18 protein-coding genes are annotated in these 18,428 nt (G+C 59.1%); 14 read left to right on the top strand and 4 right to left on the bottom strand.

Annotation, left to right across the window (positions count from 1 at the left end; all coding sequences use genetic code 11):
- Window positions 1-9: 9 nt before the first annotated feature.
- From phnL to phnP, 5 genes are read left to right on the top strand one after another with little or no spacing between them, the layout of a single operon-like run.
- On the top strand, window positions 10-690 hold the full coding sequence (gene phnL / locus MX657_RS02110; RefSeq protein WP_080329999.1) for a phosphonate C-P lyase system protein PhnL: 681 nt from the start codon (window positions 10-12) through the stop codon (window positions 688-690).
- The gene (gene phnM / locus MX657_RS02105) at window positions 687-1,823 is read left to right on the top strand and encodes an alpha-D-ribose 1-methylphosphonate 5-triphosphate diphosphatase (protein ID WP_119916581.1); all 1,137 of its coding nucleotides are present in this window, start codon (window positions 687-689) and stop codon (window positions 1,821-1,823) included. Before phnL ends, phnM begins: the two co-directional genes overlap by 4 nt.
- Complete coding sequence (phnN, locus tag MX657_RS02100) at window positions 1,820-2,371, top strand: ribose 1,5-bisphosphokinase (RefSeq protein ID WP_119916580.1); 552 nt, start codon at window positions 1,820-1,822, stop codon at window positions 2,369-2,371. Before phnM ends, phnN begins: the two co-directional genes overlap by 4 nt.
- Window positions 2,364-2,798, top strand: coding sequence for an aminoalkylphosphonate N-acetyltransferase (gene phnO, locus MX657_RS02095; RefSeq protein ID WP_346807142.1), 435 nt, complete (start codon window positions 2,364-2,366; stop codon window positions 2,796-2,798). Before phnN ends, phnO begins: the two co-directional genes overlap by 8 nt.
- 9 nt (window positions 2,799-2,807) lie before the next feature.
- A complete protein-coding gene (gene phnP / locus MX657_RS02090; RefSeq protein WP_346807140.1) occupies window positions 2,808-3,566 on the top strand; it encodes a phosphonate metabolism protein PhnP in 759 nt (252 codons plus the stop codon).
- Window positions 3,567-3,618: 52 nt separating this feature from the next.
- Here phnP and yjdP read toward each other — a convergent pair whose 3' ends face one another.
- Together yjdP and MX657_RS02080 are read right to left on the bottom strand one after the other, a co-directional pair.
- Window positions 3,619-3,942: a DDRRRQL repeat protein YjdP gene (gene yjdP, locus MX657_RS02085; RefSeq protein WP_047362632.1), complete on the bottom strand. Its 324-nt coding sequence runs from the start codon at window positions 3,940-3,942 to the stop codon at window positions 3,619-3,621.
- A 69-nt stretch (window positions 3,943-4,011) separates the two neighbouring features.
- Window positions 4,012-6,291 (bottom strand): ATP-binding protein, encoded by a 2,280-nt coding sequence (locus MX657_RS02080; RefSeq protein WP_346807138.1) that lies wholly within the window; start codon window positions 6,289-6,291, stop codon window positions 4,012-4,014.
- Window positions 6,292-6,416: 125 nt separating this feature from the next.
- Between MX657_RS02080 and MX657_RS02075 the strand changes: the two genes are divergently transcribed.
- From MX657_RS02075 to MX657_RS02050, 6 genes are all read left to right on the top strand, one after another.
- Window positions 6,417-7,937, top strand: a complete 1,521-nt coding sequence (locus MX657_RS02075) for a sugar ABC transporter ATP-binding protein (protein WP_028015199.1) — start codon at window positions 6,417-6,419, stop codon at window positions 7,935-7,937.
- Window positions 7,934-8,929 (top strand): ABC transporter permease subunit, encoded by a 996-nt coding sequence (locus tag MX657_RS02070; RefSeq protein WP_333017754.1) that lies wholly within the window; start codon window positions 7,934-7,936, stop codon window positions 8,927-8,929. The genes MX657_RS02075 and MX657_RS02070 overlap by 4 nt, the downstream gene beginning before the upstream one ends.
- 30 nt (window positions 8,930-8,959) lie before the next feature.
- Window positions 8,960-9,901 carry an ABC transporter substrate-binding protein gene (locus tag MX657_RS02065; RefSeq protein WP_028015197.1) on the top strand — a complete coding sequence of 314 codons (942 nt, stop codon included), beginning with the start codon at window positions 8,960-8,962 and terminating at the stop codon, window positions 9,899-9,901.
- Window positions 9,902-9,982: 81 nt separating this feature from the next.
- Window positions 9,983-10,669, top strand: a complete 687-nt coding sequence (locus MX657_RS02060; protein ID WP_080329990.1) for a D-lyxose/D-mannose family sugar isomerase — start codon at window positions 9,983-9,985, stop codon at window positions 10,667-10,669.
- A gap of 10 nt (window positions 10,670-10,679) precedes the next feature.
- Window positions 10,680-11,540: a ketose 1,6-bisphosphate aldolase gene (locus MX657_RS02055; protein ID WP_346808522.1), complete on the top strand. Its 861-nt coding sequence runs from the start codon at window positions 10,680-10,682 to the stop codon at window positions 11,538-11,540.
- Window positions 11,540-12,544 carry a carbohydrate kinase family protein gene (locus MX657_RS02050; protein ID WP_346807135.1) on the top strand — a complete coding sequence of 335 codons (1,005 nt, stop codon included), beginning with the start codon at window positions 11,540-11,542 and terminating at the stop codon, window positions 12,542-12,544. Before MX657_RS02055 ends, MX657_RS02050 begins: the two co-directional genes overlap by 1 nt.
- On the opposite strand, the gene MX657_RS02045 is transcribed toward MX657_RS02050, so the two are convergent.
- Window positions 12,541-13,272, bottom strand: a complete 732-nt coding sequence (locus MX657_RS02045) for a response regulator (RefSeq protein ID WP_080330018.1) — start codon at window positions 13,270-13,272, stop codon at window positions 12,541-12,543. The two genes, MX657_RS02050 and MX657_RS02045, sit on opposite strands and share 4 nt — an antisense overlap.
- A gap of 257 nt (window positions 13,273-13,529) precedes the next feature.
- Here MX657_RS02045 and fdhF point away from each other — a divergent pair, with 257 nt between their 5' ends.
- From fdhF to MX657_RS02030, 3 genes are all read left to right on the top strand, one after another.
- Complete coding sequence (fdhF, locus tag MX657_RS02040) at window positions 13,530-15,677, top strand: formate dehydrogenase subunit alpha (protein WP_346807133.1); 2,148 nt, start codon at window positions 13,530-13,532, stop codon at window positions 15,675-15,677.
- Between the two features lie 320 nt (window positions 15,678-15,997).
- The gene (locus tag MX657_RS02035) at window positions 15,998-16,150 is read left to right on the top strand and encodes a Hok/Gef family protein (protein ID WP_080329986.1); all 153 of its coding nucleotides are present in this window, start codon (window positions 15,998-16,000) and stop codon (window positions 16,148-16,150) included.
- Window positions 16,151-16,271: 121 nt separating this feature from the next.
- Window positions 16,272-16,946: a tetratricopeptide repeat protein gene (locus MX657_RS02030; protein ID WP_119916572.1), complete on the top strand. Its 675-nt coding sequence runs from the start codon at window positions 16,272-16,274 to the stop codon at window positions 16,944-16,946.
- A 53-nt stretch (window positions 16,947-16,999) separates the two neighbouring features.
- Here MX657_RS02030 and gltP read toward each other — a convergent pair whose 3' ends face one another.
- Window positions 17,000-18,313: a glutamate/aspartate:proton symporter GltP gene (gene gltP / locus MX657_RS02025; RefSeq protein ID WP_333017593.1), complete on the bottom strand. Its 1,314-nt coding sequence runs from the start codon at window positions 18,311-18,313 to the stop codon at window positions 17,000-17,002.
- Window positions 18,314-18,428 lie beyond the last annotated feature (115 nt).

Here is an 18,428-nt window from a genome sequence, read left to right as displayed (position 1 = left end):
GAGGCCAACATGATCCGCGTAGAAAACGTGAGTAAGACCTTTGTGCTCCACCAGCAGAACGGCGTGCGCCTGCCGGTGCTGCAAAACGCCTCGTTAGAGGTGAATCAGGGCGAATGCGTGGTGCTGCACGGCCACTCCGGCAGCGGTAAATCCACCCTGCTGCGCTCCCTGTACGCCAACTACCTGCCGGACGAAGGCCACATCCGCATTCGCCACAATGATGAATGGGTCGATCTGGTACAAGCCCCGGCGCGCAAGGTGCTGGAAGTGCGCCGCACGACGATCGGCTGGGTCAGCCAGTTTCTGCGGGTGATCCCGCGGATCTCCGCCCTGGACGTGGTGATGCAGCCGCTGCTCGATCTCGGCGTGCCGCGCGAAACCTGCGCCGCCAAAGCCGCCAGCCTGCTGACGCGCCTGAACGTGCCCGAGCGCCTGTGGCACCTCGCCCCGTCGACCTTTTCCGGCGGCGAGCAGCAGCGCGTGAACATCGCGCGCGGATTTATCGTTGATTATCCGATTTTACTGCTGGATGAACCCACCGCCTCGCTCGACGCTAAAAACAGCGCAGCGGTGATAGCGCTGATCGAACAGGCCAAAGCGCGGGGTGCGGCGATCGTCGGGATCTTTCACGACGACGCCGTACGCACCCGCGTGGCGGACAGATTGCACCCGATGGGGACAAACGCATGATTATCAATAACGTCAGGCTGGTTCTGGAAAATGAGGTCGTAAAGGGTTCGGTTGAAATCCAGGACGGCGTTATTCGCGCCTTTGCCGAAACCCAGAGCCGCTCACCGGAGGCGATGGACGGCGAAGGCGGCTGGCTGCTGCCGGGGCTGATTGAGCTGCATACCGATAATCTGGACAAATTCTTCACCCCGCGCCCGAAGGTGGACTGGCCCGCCCATTCGGCGATGAGCAGCCACGACGCGCTGATGGTCGCCAGCGGTATCACTACCGTTCTGGATGCGGTGGCGATCGGCGACGTGCGCGACGGCGGCGATCGCCTGGAGAATCTGGAGAAGATGATCAACGCCGTGGAGGAGACGCAAAAGCGTGGCCTTAACCGCGCCGAACACCGCTTACACCTGCGCTGCGAGCTCCCGCACCACACCACCCTGCCGCTGTTTGAAAAGCTGGTCGGGCGCGAGCCGGTCTCGCTGGTCTCTCTGATGGACCACTCGCCGGGACAGCGCCAGTTCGCCAACATTGAGAAGTACCGCGAATACTATCAGGGCAAATACTCGCTCAACGATGCGGAGATGGCGCGCTACGAAGAAGAGCAACTGGCGTTGGCGGCCCGGTGGTCGCAGCCCAACCGCCTTAAGATTGCCGCGATGTGCCGGGACCGGAATATCGCGCTGGCCAGCCATGACGACGCCACGCACGATCATGTGCGCGAATCCCACCAGCTTGGTAGCGTGATTGCCGAATTTCCCACCACGTTCGAAGCGGCAGAGGCGTCGCGCCAGCACGGCATGAACGTGCTGATGGGCGCGCCGAACATCGTGCGCGGCGGATCGCACTCCGGCAACGTGGCGGCAAGCAAGCTCGCTGCCCTCGGCCTGCTGGATATTCTCTCGTCTGACTACTACCCCGCCAGCCTGCTGGACGCGGCCTTCCGGGTGGCGGACGACGAGGTCAACCGCTTCACGTTGCCGCAAGCCATTCGACTGGTGACCAAAAACCCGGCCAACGCGCTCAATCTTCACGACCGTGGTGAGATTGCCGAAGGCAAACGGGCAGACCTGGTGCTGGCGCACCGCAAGGGCGAGCACGTTCATATCGACCACGTCTGGCGTCAGGGAAAAAGGGTGTTCTGATGGGAAGACTCATCTGGTTAATGGGCCCGTCCGGCTCGGGAAAAGACAGCCTGCTGTCGGCGTTACGGCAGCGGGAACATTCACAGCTGCTGGTGGCGCATCGCTACATTACCCGCGCGGCTAACGCTGGCAGTGAAAACCATATCGCCCTGAGCGAGCAGGAGTTTTTTACCCGCGCCGGGCAAAATCTGCTGGCGCTGAGCTGGCACGCGAACGGCTTTTATTACGGCGTCGGCATCGAGATCGACCTCTGGCTGCACGCGGGCTTCGACGTGCTGGTTAACGGCTCGCGCGCGCATCTTCCGCAGGCAAAAGCCCGGTATGAAGCGGCGCTGCTACCGGTCTGCCTGCAGGTTTCCCCGGATATCCTGCGCAGCCGACTGCAAAGCCGGGGGCGGGAAAATGCGCGTGAGATAGACCAGCGCCTTGAGCGCGCGGCGCGCTACACCCCGTCGGGCTGTCACGTCCTCAATAACGACGGAAGTTTGCTACAGTCAGTCGAGACCTTTTTAACGCTGATCCGTCTGAAGGAGAAACAGCATGCCTGACTGCCCGCTTCGCCCCGCCACCGCCGACGATGCGCCGATCGTTTACGCTCTGATTTGCGAGCTTAAGCAGTGTGAATTTGACCATCAGGCGTTTCACGCCGGATTTCTTGCCAACCTTCAGGATCACAACATGCGCTACCAGCTTGCTGAGCTGGACGGGCATGTCGTCGGCATGATCGGTCTGCACATGCAGTTTCACCTGCACCACGCGCGCTGGATCGGCGAGATCCAGAAGCTGGTGGTGATGCCGCAGGCGCGCGGGCTAAAGGTGGGCAGCCAGCTGCTGGCCTGGGCGGAAGACGTTGCGCGGCAGGCGGGCGCTGAGTTGACCGAACTCTCCACCAGCGTGACGCGCACGGACGCGCACCGTTTTTACGTTCGTGAGGGATATACGCAGAGCCATTTTCGATTCACCAAACCGCTGTAGAGGTGTGAGATGAGTCTGACGATTACGTTAACGGGCACCGGCGGTGCCCAGCTGGTGCCGGTCTTTGGCTGCGACTGCGCGGCCTGCCGCCGGGCGCGCCTGCAGGACAACTATCGCCGTCGCCCCTGCAGCGCAGTGGTCAAATTCAACGATGCGGTCACCCTGCTGGACGCGGGCATTCCGCACCTGATGGACGACTGGCCTGCAGGCAGCTTCCGACAGTTTTTGCTCACGCACTACCATATGGATCACGTCCAGGGGCTGTTCCCGCTGCGCTGGGGCGTGGGCGCAACCATCCCGGTCTACGGCCCGCCTGACGACGCAGGGTGTGACGACCTGTTTAAACACCCCGGGATCCTGGATTTCAGCCACACGGTCGAACCGTTTGTGATGTTTGACCTTCAGGGGCTGCGGGTCACGCCGCTGCCGCTCAACCATTCAAAACTGACCTTCGGATATCTGCTGGAGTCCGCCCACAGCCGCGTGGCGTGGCTCTCTGATACCGCCGGGCTGCCGGAAAAAACGGTGACGTTTCTGCTCAACAACCAGCCGCAGGTGATAATCATCGACTGCAGCCATGAACCGCGCGACGAGATCCCGCGCAACCATTGTGATTTAAACACCGTGGTTGCGCTGAACGAGGTGATTGGCTGCCCGCAGGTGATCCTGACGCACATCAGCCATCAGTTTGACGAGTGGATGATGGATAATCCGCTGCCGGACGGCATTGAAGCGGGATATGACGGGATGGTGCTGGTATTGGATTAGGTTTTCCCCCTCTCCCATGGGAGAGGGGCGGGGTGAGGGCAACAGGCCACACTTAGCCTCGATCGTAATCGTCCTCTAACCTGCGCTCATCCTCTTCTAATCGACGGCGATCGTCATCTAACTGACGCTGACGCTCATCTAAACGGCGGCGTCTGTCTTCAAGCTGCCGACGGCGATCGTCGTACTGTCGGCTATCGATTTGACGGCTGCGGTCGTAACGATCGTCGTCATCGTCATTACGGCTGCTGCTGGGGTTATAGGCGTCGTTGATCGCCTGCTGAATATTGCCAATGGCGTCATCAATCACATCGGCATGCGCCAGTTGGCTGGTGAGTGACAGCAGACCAAATAACAGAGCGGTAGAGTAACGTTTCATAAGGCCAGACTCGCAGGTGAACTGGCCTTACGGTAATGAATGGCATTGTTCCAGGGTAGCGGAGGAATCTCAAATTACCGTGACCTTCCGCAGCGCCTGCGCCAGTTGCTGGCGGGTAAACGGCTTACGCAACAACTGAACGTCCGGCAGCTGAGGGTTATGCGCGGGTCGCAAATCCTGGCCGCTAATCAGCAGCACCGGAAGCTGCGGATAATGACTGCGCACATGGTTAATCACCTCAGCCCCGCTCAGGCTTCCGGGCAACATCAGATCGCTGATAAACACGCCAATATCCGGGGACGCCGCCAGCATGCTCAGCGCCTGTTCACCGTTGTCCGCTTCGAGCGTCAGGTAGCCAAGCTGATGCAGCTGCTCGCACAGGGTCTGGCGAACGTCAGCCTCATCTTCCAGCACCAGCACCAGCCGCTCGCTATCGACGGAGGCGGTGGCTGACAGCGCTTCATCATCTGCAGCGGCGGGCAGCACAGAACGCGGGAGATGAAGCCGCACGGTCGTTCCCTGTCCCGGCGCGCTTTCGATCTCCACCCGCCCGCCGGACTGGCGCACAAAGCCATATACCATCGACAGGCCTAACCCGCTCCCGCTTCCGGTCTGCTTGGTGGTGAAGAACGGTTCAAAAACGCGGGACTTCACCTCCTGCGACATCCCGCTGCCGTGATCAATCACCTCCAGCGCCACCATATCCTGCCTTCGCCCGTCACTGCGGGTCACGCGCTGGTTCCAGGTACGAATTTTAATCACCCCGCTTTGCCCCTCCATCGCATCCCGGGCGTTCATCACCAGGTTGATGATGGCGTTTTCCAGCTGGCTGACGTCAATCCACGCGGGCCAGGCCGGGGTTTGCGCTTCTATTTCCAGGGTAAGGGTGGCGGGCAGCGAGTGGCGCATCAGCTCACGGAGGTTTTCCAGCAGCGGCTGCATCTCTACCGCATGCGGCGTCAGGGATTGCTTGCGGGAAAATGCCAGCAGGCGCTGGGTCAGCAGCGCGCCGCGTTCAGCTGCCTTCAACGCACGGGTAATGCGCGGAGCGTCTTTTGATTCGGGGTCGGTCAGCTCAAGGCTGCCGATGATCACTGCCAGCAGGTTGTTAAAATCATGCGCCAGCCCGCCGGTCAGCTGTCCGACGGCCTTCATCTTCTGGCTGTGCAGCAGCGCCTCTTCCAGCCCCTGACGCTCGATGCGGTCAATCTCCATCTGCGTGGTTTTCTCTTTCAGCAGACGGGTGGTGTGCTCAAGTGAGGCGGTATTGCGGGCAAATACGTTAAACGCGCGCGCCAGTTCGCCCAGCTCGTCGCGACGCTGCAGCGCAGGAACGGAAACATCCTGTTCGCCGTGAGCGAGGCGCGACATCGCCCGGGAAATCGCCGTCAGGTTAGAGCCCAGATTGCGGTAGATATACCAGCAGGCGCAGCCGGTGATGATCAACGCCAGCACGGCGAAAATGCTGATAAATACGCTGATCGAACGCAGTTCCTGATGGCTTTGGGCGGTACGCAGCGTGGAGGCCTGCGCCACCTGCGCCACGTACTGGTTGATATCGCTATTGAGGATCGCCACCAGCGCCTTGATATGGAACATATACCAGCTGATGGACAGATCGCTCTCCTCCAGCTGTTTCGACAGCGGGGCAAGCTTGCGCAGTTCATCGTTGAAATCCGGCAAGACCGCGTTCACAACCGGCTGTATGGCACGTCGTGGCAGCGTGGTCGTCACGGCATCCAGTTGCTGAACGGTAGCACGCGGCGAAGGTGTATCAATGGCGGCCACGATCAGCCGATCCATCTCCATCAGCTGCTGCGCGTCCGGCACGTTGCTGCCGAAGCGGCGGTTGATGTCCTGCAGATGGCGTAAATAGCTCTGGCTCTGATAGAGCGAACTCAGCAGCGCGTTACGCTCCAGATGGCGTCGCTGCCCCCGCTCCAGCATCTCCGTTACGCTCTGCTGTAATTCATTGCTCCTGCGAATAATGCGCGCCACCAGCGCCGGCTCCTGCTGCGCCAGCGGCGCATCGGCAAGCTGTTCCAGCGAGTGTCGCAGCGCCGTTTGCATCTGCTTTAGCCGCTCGGCTTCGCCTTTGTACTCCAGTGCCCCCACCACCTGAGAAAGCCGCACCGCCGCCGTTGCCACGTTGGCCGTGTCGCGCGCGAGGTTCATGCTGCCGGTCATGTCATCCAGCGTTTGCTGTTGGACCTGTTCCTGGATCTGGCTGGCGTGACGAAAGCCGAGCACCGCCACGCCGCTCACCATCAGCGTTACCGCCACCACCAGCAGATTAAATATCAGCAGGCGACCACGGGCGCTGGTGAAGAACGGGGGGCGTGAAGACATGTTGACTCCGTAACTGTGATCCACATTCGCTATTCATAACTATGACAAATATGAACAGCTTCTGACATTTTGCATTTACGCACCTGTGATGAAGTGCAGATATCGACGTTCACAGGAGATCCGCCATGAGCAGAACCCCGGTTTTAGAGATGCGCCACATTGCCAAAACCTTCGGCAATTTTCACGCGCTCAAGGGTGTAGATTTGACGGTCTTCCCCGGTGAGATCCACGCGCTGATGGGGGAAAACGGCGCAGGGAAAAGCACGCTGATGAAGATCCTCGCGGGAGCCTATACCGCCACCGGCGGCGAGATCCTGATCGACGGCCAGCCGTTTCACATCAAAGGGCCGAAGGACGCGCTGGCCGCTGGCATTACCCTGATTTACCAGGAGATGCAGCTCGCCCCCAATCTGACCGTCGCGGAAAATATCTTCCTCGGCAGCGAGCTGTCGCGCGGCGGGCTGGTGCAGCGCAAGGAGATGGCCGCCCAGGCGCAGGCGGTGATTGACCGTCTCGGCGCGCAGTTCAGCGCCACCGACCTGGTGATGAAGCTGACCATCGCCGAGCAGCAGCAGGTGGAAATCGCCCGCGCGCTGCACCGCAACAGCCGCATCCTGGTGATGGACGAACCCACCGCCGCCCTCTCCTCCCGCGAAACCCACCGCCTGTTCGAACTGATTTTGCGCCTGCGCGATGAAGGCATGGCGATTATCTATATCAGCCACCGCATGGCGGAAGTGTATGAACTCTCTGACCGCGTGAGCGTTCTGCGCGACGGGCAGTACGTCGGCAGCCTGACGCGCGACAAGCTCAACGCCTCCGAGCTGGTAAAAATGATGGTGGGCCGCCCGCTCAGCGATCTGTTCAACAAAGAGCGCGATATCCCTCTCGGCAGCCCGCGTCTCAACGTGCATCACCTCACCGACGGTAAAAAAGTACAGCCATGCAGCCTGCAGGTGCGCTCCGGTGAAATCGTCGGGCTGGCGGGGCTGGTCGGGGCCGGACGCTCAGAGCTGGCGCAGTTGATTTTCGGCGTGCGCAAGGCCACCGGCGGGATGATTGAGGTGGACGGCGAGCCGGTGGTGATCCACTCCCCGCGCGCGGCCATTGAAAACGGGATTGGTTTTCTCACCGAGAACCGCAAGGAGCAGGGGCTGTTTCTGGAGCTGGCGGCGCAGGAGAACATCACCATGGCGACGCTGGAGCGCGACGCCACCTTCGGCATGCTTAACCGCAAAAAAGCCCAGTCCATTTCCGATGACGCTATCGCCCTGCTCAACATCCGCGTACCCCATTCTCAGGTGCGCGCGGGCGGGCTCTCCGGCGGCAACCAGCAAAAGCTGCTGATCTCCCGCTGGGTGGCGATTGGTCCGCGCATTCTGATTCTCGACGAACCCACGCGCGGGGTGGACGTCGGCGCGAAAAGCGAGATCTACCGCATCATGAACCAGATGGCGCGCAAGGGGGTGGCGATTCTGATGATCTCCAGCGAGCTGCCGGAAGTGGTGGGGATGAGCGACCGGGTCTACGTGATGCGGGAAGGTAGCATAGCGGGTGAACTGCACGGGCGCGACATCTCTCAGGAAAACATTATGACGCTGGCAACCGGCGTGAACGACACACATCATCAGGCGGTGCAATCATGACAACTCCAACCCATCCGCAGCAGGTGGCGAAATCCGCCTCCGCCAAAAAAATGCTGATGAGCGATCTGATGCAAACGATCGGCATTTTGCCGATTTTAATCCTGATTGTGGCGGTATTTGGCTTTATCGCGCCCAATTTTTTTACCGAGAGCAACCTGCTGAATATTACCCGTCAGGCGTCGATCAACATCGTGCTGGCGGCGGGGATGACCTTCATCATCCTGACCGGCGGGATTGACCTCTCCGTGGGCTCGATTCTGGGCACCACGGCGGTGGCGGCGATGGTGGTCTCGCTTATCCCTGAATTTGCGATGCTCTCCATTCCGGCAGCGCTGATGCTCGGCATGGTGCTGGGGCTGTTCAACGGCGCGCTGGTGGCCTTCGCCGGGCTGCCGCCGTTTATCGTCACGCTCGGCACCTATACGGCGCTGCGCGGCGCGGCCTACCTGCTGGCGGACGGTACCACGGTGATTAACTCCAACATCAGCTTCGAGTGGATCGGCAATAACTATCTCGGCCCCATTCCGTGGCTGGTAGTGATCGCTCTGGCGGTTATCGCTATCTGCTGGTTCATCCTGCGCCGTACCACACTCGGCGTTCACATCTATGCCGTTGGCGGCAACATGCAGGCGGCGCGCTTAACGGGCATCAAGGTCTGGCTGGTGCTGCTGTTTGTTTATGGCATGAGCGGCCTGCTCTCAGGTCTCGGCGGCGTCATGAGCGCCTCGCGCCTCTACAGCGCCAACGGCAACCTCGGCACGGGGTACGAGCTGGATGCAATTGCGGCGGTGATCCTCGGCGGCACCAGCTTCGTCGGCGGGATCGGCACGATCACCGGCACGCTGGTGGGGGCGCTGATCATCGCCACCCTCAACAACGGCATGACGCTGATGGGCGTCTCCTACTTCTGGCAGCTGGTGATCAAAGGGGCGGTGATCATCATAGCGGTGCTGATCGACAAATACCGTACCCGACACCATCAAAGTGCATAACAACAATACCCTACAAGCGAGGAAGACAAGATGCGTTTGAAACCCTTAGTGACCGCGCTCTGTGCTGGCGCGCTGCTGGCCGCAACGCCGTTTGCGCAGGCAAAAGATCTGAAATCCATCGGCGTGACGGTGGGCGACCTGGCTAACCCGTTCTTCGTGCAGATCACCAAAGGTGCCGAGCTGGAAGCACGCAAGCTGGCTGGCGATAACGTCAAGGTGACGCTGGTCTCCAGCGGTTACGATCTGGGCCAGCAGGTGTCGCAGATCGATAACTTCATCGCCGCGAAGGTGGACATGATCATCCTCAACGCCGCGGACTCCAAAGGGATCGGCCCGGCGGTGAAGCGCGCCAAAGAGGCGGGGATCGTGGTCGTGGCGGTGGACGTGGCGGCGGAAGGGGCCGATGCAACCATCACCTCCGATAACACCCAGGCGGGGGAGATGGCCTGTAAGTACATTACCGACCGCCTGAAAGGCAAAGGCAACGTGGTGATCATCAACGGACCACCGGTCTCTGCGGTGCAGAACCGTGTGGAAGGCTGCCAGACGGAATTCAAAAAACATCCGGATATCAAGGTGCTCTCGGATAACCAAAACGCCAAGGGCAGTCGTGAAGGCGGACTGGAAGTCATGACCTCCCTGCTGGCGGCCAATCCGAAGATCGACGGCGTATTTGCGATTAACGATCCAACGGCGATCGGCGCCGATCTGGCGGCGAAACAGGCCCAGCGCAACGAGTTCTTTATCGTCGGCGTGGACGGTTCCCCGGACGGTGAAGAGGCGCTGAAGCGCGAAAACTCCCTGTTTGTGGCGACGCCAGCGCAGGATCCGCAGGTGATGGCGGCGAAGGCGGTGGAGATCGGCTATGACATTCTGCAGGGCAAACCTGCGCCGAAAGAGCCTGTGCTGATCCCGGTGACGATGATCGATAAAAAGAACGTCGGCACGTATAAGGGGTGGACGGTTAAATAGCACCCCTCACCCCGGCCCTCTCCCCAAAGGGGAGAGGGTTAGGATGAGGGGTACGTTTTGCACATAATGCCAGGAGTCCCCATGAAACGCTCCGACATCAATGAAATTCTCGGCCACACGCGACAGTTCTTTTCCATGCACGACGTACATCTCCCGCCGTTTGCCAGCTTTCCGCCGACCAAATGGCAGCAGCTTGATCAGGCCGCATGGCAGGAGGTGTTCGACCTCAAGCTCGGCTGGGACGTGACGGCGTTCGGCGGAAATAGCTTTGCCGCTGAGGGCCTGACGCTGTTTACCCTGCGCAACGGCTCGCCCAACGGCGTGCCTTATGAAAAGTGCTACGCCGAAAAAATCATGCACGTTCGCGACGGCCAGGTGACGCCGATGCATTTCCACTGGCGCAAGCGGGAAGACATCATTAACCGGGGCGGCGGGAATCTGATTATTGAGTTATGGAATGCAGGCGCGCATGAGGAGACCGAAAACACCGACGTGACCGTCACGGTAGACGGCTGTCGGCAAACCCACGCGCCCGGTAGCCAGCTGCGCCTCACGCCCGGGGAAAGCATCTGTCTGACACCCTGCCTGTATCACAGCTTCTGGGGGGAACGCGGGTTTGGCGACGTGCTGGTGGGCGAAGTGTCTTCTGTGAACGACGACGAGCACGACAACCACTTTTTACAGCCCATTGCCCGCTATAACAACATCGAAGAAGACGAACCGGCGGTGCTGGTGCTGTGCAACGAGTACAACCTGTTTCGGAGATAAGGAGTGAATGATGCCACTGATTTCTCTTGCCGACGGTCTTGAGCACGCCAGGAAACATCGCTACGCGCTGGGCGCGTTTAACGTGCTCGATTCCCACTTTCTGCGCGCGCTGTTTGCCGCCGCAAAGCAGGAACGCTCGCCGTTTATCATCAACATCGCCGAAGTGCACTTTAAGTATGTGTCCCTGGATTCGCTTGTCGAAGCCGTAAAGTTTGAAGCCGCCCGTCATGACATTCCCGTGGTGCTCAATCTCGACCACGGCCTGCATTTCGAGGCCGTCGTGCGCGCCCTGCGCCTGGGGTTCAGCTCGGTGATGTTCGACGGCTCGACGCTGAGCTATGAGGAGAACATTCGCCAGACCCGGGAAGTGGTGAAGATGTGCCACGCGGTGGGCGTCTCGGTGGAGGCGGAGCTGGGCGCGGTCGGCGGGGATGAAGGCGGCGCGCTCTACGGTCATGCGGACGAAGCGTGCTTTACCGACCCGCAGCTGGCGCGCGAATTTGTCGATAAGACCGGCATCGACGCGCTGGCGGTTGCCATTGGCAACGCGCACGGCAAGTATAAAGGCGAGCCGAAGCTCGATTTCCCGCGGCTGGACGCCATTCGCCAGCAGACGGGGCTGCCGCTGGTGCTGCACGGCGGCTCCGGGATTAGCGATGCCGACTTCCGCCGCGCCATCGAGCTGGGCATCCATAAAATCAACTTCTATACCGGCATGTCGCAGGCCGCGCTTGCCGCCGTTGAGCAGCGCATGTCGCACCGCCAGCCGCTGTACGATGAGTTTGCCGAACTGCTGCTGGGCATTGAAGAGGCGATTACCGATACGGTCGCCGAGCAGATGCGCATCTTCGGCAGCGCGGGGCAGGCATAATGGAACGCAAAGGCATTATCGCCGCAGGCAACATGCTGGTGGATCACGTCCACCAGATCGTGCAGTGGCCGGAGCGCGGCTGGCTGGCGGAAATCACCCACAGCGAACGCTCAACCGGCGGCGCGCCGCTGAACGTGCTGCTGACGCTGGCGAAAATGCATACAGGCCTGCCGCTGCAGGCGGTGGGGCTGATTGGGGAAGACGGTGACGGGGATTACATTCTGGCGATGCTCGACCAGTATCACGTTAACCGCCAGCGGGTGCAGCGCACCACCTTCGCCCCGACCTCCATGTCGCAGGTGATGACCGATCCCAGCGGACAGCGCACCTTTTTCCACTCGCCGGGCGCTAACCGCCTGCTGGATCTTCCTGCCTTCGATCGTCTCGACGGATCGATGAAGATCTTTCATCTCGGCTACCTGCTGCTGCTCGACAGCCTGGATATGCCGGATGACGAGTTTGGCACCCGCAGCGCGCGGCTGCTGGCGCAGATGCGTGAGCAGGGGTATGAAACCTCGCTCGATCTGGTGTCCCGCAAGGGCGACCCGCGCTATCAGCCGCTGGTCTTCCCTGCCCTGCGCCATCTGGATTATCTGGTCATTAACGAGCTGGAAGCCGGGGAGTTTAGCGGGCTGGAGATGCGCGACGGCGACGATGCGCTGAACATTGCCCATATCGCCGAAGCCGCGACGCAGCTGCTGGCGGCAGGCGTTCATCAGCGGGTAGTGATCCACTGTCCGGAAGGGGCATGGGGTGAAGCGCCCGGTGAGCAAGGCCGCTGGGTTCCATCATGGTTACTGGAGCAGAACGAGATTATCGGCAGCGTCGGCGCGGGCGACGCGTTTTGCGCGGGCTTTTTATACGGCTGCCATGAATCGCTGACGCTAACGGAGAGCATTTATCTGGCGCACGCCTGCGCGCGGGCCAGCCTGCTGGCCGCCAATGCGATTGACGGCGCGAAAACGCTGGACGAGCTGAAGCTGTTTATTAAAGAGAATACCTAGGCTGCTTTCTCGCTATGAGACACATCGGCGGCGAAAACGTAGCCCAGACCGCGCATGGTTTTGATGAGCTTAGGCTGATGCGGGTTGGCCTCGATTTTTCGCCGCAGGCGCATGATCAACACGTCAATCGTGCGGTCGAATACCTCGGTACTTTCGCTGTGGGTGAGTTCAAGGAGTTGCTCGCGGCTGAGTACCCGGCGGGCATTTTGCGTGAGCGCCAGCAGCAGGCCATATTCACCCTGCGTCAGTGGCACGGCGTTACGCTGCGGATCAATCAGTTCACAGCGGGTGGTGTCCAGCGTCCAGTCGTTAAAGGTTATCCCCGCCGCGCGCGGTATCGGCGCTTCGGCTGCCAGCGCCCCGGTACGCCGCAACACGGCTTTAACCCGGGCCACCACCACGCGTGGATTAAACGGCTTGCCAATATAATCGTCAGCCCCCATCTCCAGCCCCACCACCACGTCTGATTCACTGCCCAGCCCGGTTAACATCACCACCGGCAGTGCCGGACGCAGCTTTTGCAGCTGCAGCAAAACCTGCAGGCCGTTGATGTCCGGCAGCATCATGTCCAGCAGAACAAGCGCGATAGCCGGCTCCTGCTGGACCTGCCGCAGCGCATCCTGACCGTTGTGGCAGACAAGCACGCTAAAGACGTGCTCGCTCAGCACATCCTGTAGCAGTTCACACACTGCTATATCGTCATCAACCACCAGAATCGCCGGTTTCATCATATGCTTCCGTCAGGGGATTATGTTAAGTCTGAACCATTCTGCCGTCGGCTCCAGTCAAATGGGTTTTTCCATGACGGAAATTCAACCCATGTCACATCCGCCGCTCATTCGACACGTCAATTTTGACGATAGTCTGCTTTTCGTCAGGGATTTCGCCGGGAATGTACCGTAGAGCCGGGGAGTAACCACACTAAAAACATGGCATAGAAGCTGCATTAGTCGGTGCGAAAGAGTTGATTAACTGGAGCAGACTGATGAAAAAAGTCGTCACGGTTTGCCCTTATTGTGCCTCAGGTTGCAAGATCCACCTGGTGGTCGATAACGGCAAAATCGTCCGGGCGGAAGCCGCGCAGGGGAAAACCAACCAGGGCACGCTGTGCCTGAAGGGGTATTACGGCTGGGATTTTATTAACGATACCCAAATCCTCACCCCGCGCCTGAAAACCCCTATGATCCGCCGCGAGCGCGGCGGCAAGCTGGAAACCGTCTCCTGGAACGAGGCGCTGGATTACGTCGCCACGCGCCTTAGCGCCATCAAGGCCAAGTATGGCCCGGATGCGATTCAGACCACCGGCTCTTCACGCGGGACGGGGAATGAAACCAACTATGTGATGCAAAAATTCGCGCGCGCCGTTATTGGAACCAATAACGTCGACTGCTGCGCTCGCGTTTGACACGGCCCATCGGTTGCAGGTCTGCACCAGTCGGTCGGTAACGGCGCAATGAGTAATGCCATCAACGAGATAGATAACACCGATCTGGTGTTCATCTTTGGCTATAACCCGGCGGATTCTCACCCTATCGTCGCGAATCACATTATTCGCGCTAAACAGAACGGGGCGAAAATCATCGTCTGCGATCCGCGTAAAATTGAAACCGCGCGCATTGCGGATATGCACATCGCACTGAAAAACGGCTCGAACATCGCGCTGTTGAATGCGATGGGGCACGTCATTATTGAGGAGAACCTGTACGACCAGGCGTTTGTCGCGAGCCGTACGGAAGGCTTTGAAGAGTATCGGAAAATCGTCGAAGGTTACACGCCGGAGTCGGTAGAAGCGATCACCGGCGTGAGCGCGCAGGAGATCCGTCAGGCGGCGCGGATGTATGCCGGGGCGAAAACCGCCGCCATCCTGTGGGGCATGGGCGTGACCCAGTTCTACCAGGGCGTGGAAACCGTGCGTTCCCTGACGAGCCTCGCGATGCTTACGGGGAATCTGGGCAAGGCGCACGTCGGCGTTAACCCGGTTCGCGGCCAGAATAACGTGCAGGGTGCCTGCGATATGGGCGCGCTGCCGGACACCTATCCAGGCTACCAGTACGTGAAGTTCCCGGAAAACCGCGAGAAGTTCGCGAAGGCCTGGGGCGTGGAGAGCCTGCCGGCACACACCGGATATCGCATCAGCGAACTGCCGCACCGCGCGGCGCACGGTGAAGTACGTGCGGCCTACATCATGGGTGAAGATCCGCTCCAGACCGACGCCGAGCTGTCTGCGGTGCGCAAAGGCTTTGAAGACCTGGAGCTGGTGATTGTCCAGGATATCTTCATGACCAAAACCGCGGCGGCGGCGGATGTGATCCTGCCGTCGACCTCCTGGGGCGAGCATGAGGGCGTCTACACGGCGGCGGACCGCGGCTTCCAGCGCTTCTTTAAGGCTGTCGAGCCGAAATGGGATCTGAAAACCGACTGGCAGATCATCAGCGAAATTGCCACCCGTATGGGCTATCCGATGCACTACAACAACACCCAGGAGATCTGGGACGAGTTGCGCCACCTGTGTCCGGACTTTTATGGGGCAACCTATGAAAAAATGGGTGAACTGTGCTACATCCAGTGGCCGTGCCGCGATGAGTCTGAGTCCGATCAGGGCACGTCGTACCTCTTTGAAGAGAAGTTCGACACGCCGAACGGGCTGGCGCAGTTCTTCACCTGCGACTGGGTCGCGCCAATCGATAAGCTCACCGACGAGTATCCGATGGTGCTCTCTACCGTGCGCGAAGTGGGCCACTACTCCTGTCGTTCAATGACCGGCAACTGTGCAGCCCTCGCCGCGCTGGCTGATGAACCGGGTTATGCGCAAATCAACACCGCCGACGCAAAGCGCCTTGGTATTGAGGATGAAGCGCTGGTGTGGGTCAATTCGCGCAAAGGCCGCATCATTACCCGCGCGCAGGTCAGCGACCGTCCAAACAAAGGGGCGGTCTATATGACCTACCAGTGGTGGATTGGCGCCTGTAACGAGCTGGTGACGGAGAACCTCAGCCCGATAACCAAAACGCCGGAGTATAAATACTGCGCCGTCAACGTAGAGCCGATTGCGGATCAGCATGCGGCGGAACAGTATGTGATCGACGAATATAACAAGCTGAAAGCCCGGCTGCGTGAAAGCGCAATGGGTTGAAGCCGTTAATTAATCGTTGAATAAAGGGAGTGAGTTATTCACTCCCTTTTTATTTCCGCTTAATACATTAAAAATATCAATTATTATTCTGGTAAGCGGCTCGCAGAAATAATGTAATTTTACCAAAATGGAATTACATCTTTGCATTTTAATTCAGAGGGATAAGATGTGCGGCGGGTGCTTAAGACTTTCTGTCTTGAGCATTGTTGAGGGACAGAAAGTGGAAAGCCCCGGGAATTTTCATTCACCCGAGGCTACCCCTCAACAACCAACAGGTTGAGAGTAGCCTCTTATTCTTTTTTTGACAAGGAGTAAAAGGCATGACGCCATTAAAAACTGCGTTAGGTATCGTCTTTATTATCTGCCTGACGATAGTGATTTTTACCTTTATTACTCGCGGTAAGCTCTGCGAGTTTTCAATAAAGAGTGAACATCAGGAGGTGGCGGCGAAATTAGCCTGCGTGGCAGGCTAACCTCTCCGGGCGGAACCACGGTTCCGCCCGGCTTGTAGGATGCTGAGGTCTTAATGCACCCATTTTTTTCTTTTGCTACCGCGATTATACTGCGCGGCGTGTACCCAGATGATAAGAATCCATGAAAGCCATTTTTCTGTTGTTGTTATTTTTTACGTCGTTCGCCCGCGCGGATGAGATAGGCAGCCAGTATCAGAAGCAGGCGGAAGCCGGCGATGCCCGTGCTCAGTATTATCTTGCCGATACGTACTTCAGCTCCGGTGACAGCAAGCAGGCAGCGCTGTGGGCCGAGAAAGCCGCGAAAGGCGGCGATGTCGACGCCATGGGGTTACTCTCGCAGATCCTCTTTACGCAGGGGGATTACGCTCAGGCTAAAGCGCTGGCGCAGCAGGCCACCATCGCAGGCAGCAATCGCGGCACGATTATGCTGGCGCGCATTCTGGTGAATACGCAGGCGGGTAAAACCGACTATCCTCAGGCCATCAAGCTCCTGCAAACGGCGACCGAAGATATCGACAGCGACTCGGCGGTCGATGCGCAGCTGCTGCTGGGACTGATTTATGCCAACGGCGTAGAGGTGCCGCAGGATGACGTACAGGCAGCGTCATGGTTTAAGCGCAGTTCGTCTCTGTCACGTACAGGCTACGCGGAATACTGGGCTGGGATGCTGTTCCAGCAGGGTGAGAAAGGCTTTATCACGCCCAATAAACAGAAAGCGCTGTACTGGTTGAACCTGAGCTGTACGGAAGGGTTTGATACGGGGTGTGAAGAGTTTGATGCGTTGAGCGGGGAGTAAAATCCCCTCACCCTAACCCTCTCCCCAAAGGGGAGAGGGAAGAATACGTTACATCACTGGTCAGCCGTCTTATCAAAACGACCCAGCACCTCGCGTTCATACGCCAGCGCTTTTTTACGATCGAATTTGTGTTCCCACTTGGCGATAACCAGCACCGCCAGGGCATTCCCCACCACGTTCAGCGCGGTACGCGCCATGTCGAGGATACGGTCAACACCGGCGATAAACGCCAGACCTTCCAGCGGAATACCGACGCTGCCCAGCGTCGCCAGCAGCACCACGAAGGAGACGCCCGGCACACCTGCGATGCCTTTGGACGTTACCATCAGCGTCAGCACCAGCACGATCTCCTGCCACAGCGACAGGTCAATGCCGTACAGCTGCGCGATAAAGATAGCGGCGATACTCTGGTACAGCGTTGAGCCGTCGAGGTTAAAGGAGTAGCCGGTCGGGACCACGAAGCTGGTAATAGAGGCAGGCGCGCCGTAGGCTTCCATCTTCTCAATAATGCGCGGCAGCACGCTCTCGGAGCTTGCCGTCGAGTACGCCAGAATCAGCTCATCCTTAAGGATACGAATCAGGATCCAGATGCTCAGCCCGCACAGGCGCGCCACAATGCCCAGCACCACCAGCGCGAAGAACAGGATCGCGAAATGCACCAGGAGCACCAGCTTCGCCAGCGGCCACAGGGAGGCAAAACCGAAGTTCGCCACCGTGACGGCGATAAGCGCAAACACCCCTACCGGCGCGTAGCGCATCACCATGTGGGTCACTTTAAACATGGTTTCGGAGACAGAGCGGAACACGGTGACCAGCGGCTCGCGGTGCGTCGCTGGCAGCGAGGAGAGCCCCAGGCCAAACAGCACCGAGAAGAAGATGATCGGCAGCATCTCGCCTTTCGCCATGGAAGCAATAATGTTGGTCGGCACCAGCGACAGGATTGTGCCCATCAGGCCGTGGGAATGGCTCTGCACGTCAGCGGTGGTACTTTGGTATTTCGAAATATCCACCGTTGCCAGCTGCGACATATCAATCCCGGAGCCTGGCTGGAACACGTTTGCCAGCGTAATGCCGAGGATAATCGCAACCGTAGTGATCACTTCGAAATAGATAATGGTTTTCGCACCGATGCGGCCCAACTGCTTTGCATCGCCGACGCCCGCAATACCGACCACCAGCGTCGAGATCACAATCGGCACCACAATCATCTTGATCAGATGAATAAAGATGTCCCCTGCCGGTGAAAGCAGGTTCGCAATCAGCCACTCGCGGCTGTCGCTATGATAATGGAGATAACTGCCCAGCAAGATGCCCAGCACAAGGGCCAGCAGGATCTGCCAGGCCAGGCTGACTTTCAAATTTTTCATAAAAACTGACTTCCTCAATGAAATCTCCGCACCATCAAAACTGCATGAATATGGAGACATACTGAAAGGGTATGAATTGTGTTGCGTTGGTTTATGGGTTTTTTTAACGCGGCGT

Source organism: Enterobacter chuandaensis (assembly GCF_039718975.1).
Classification (GTDB): Bacteria; Pseudomonadota; Gammaproteobacteria; order Enterobacterales; family Enterobacteriaceae; genus Enterobacter; species Enterobacter chuandaensis.
This window is presented reverse-complemented; position numbering and strand designations above follow the sequence as displayed.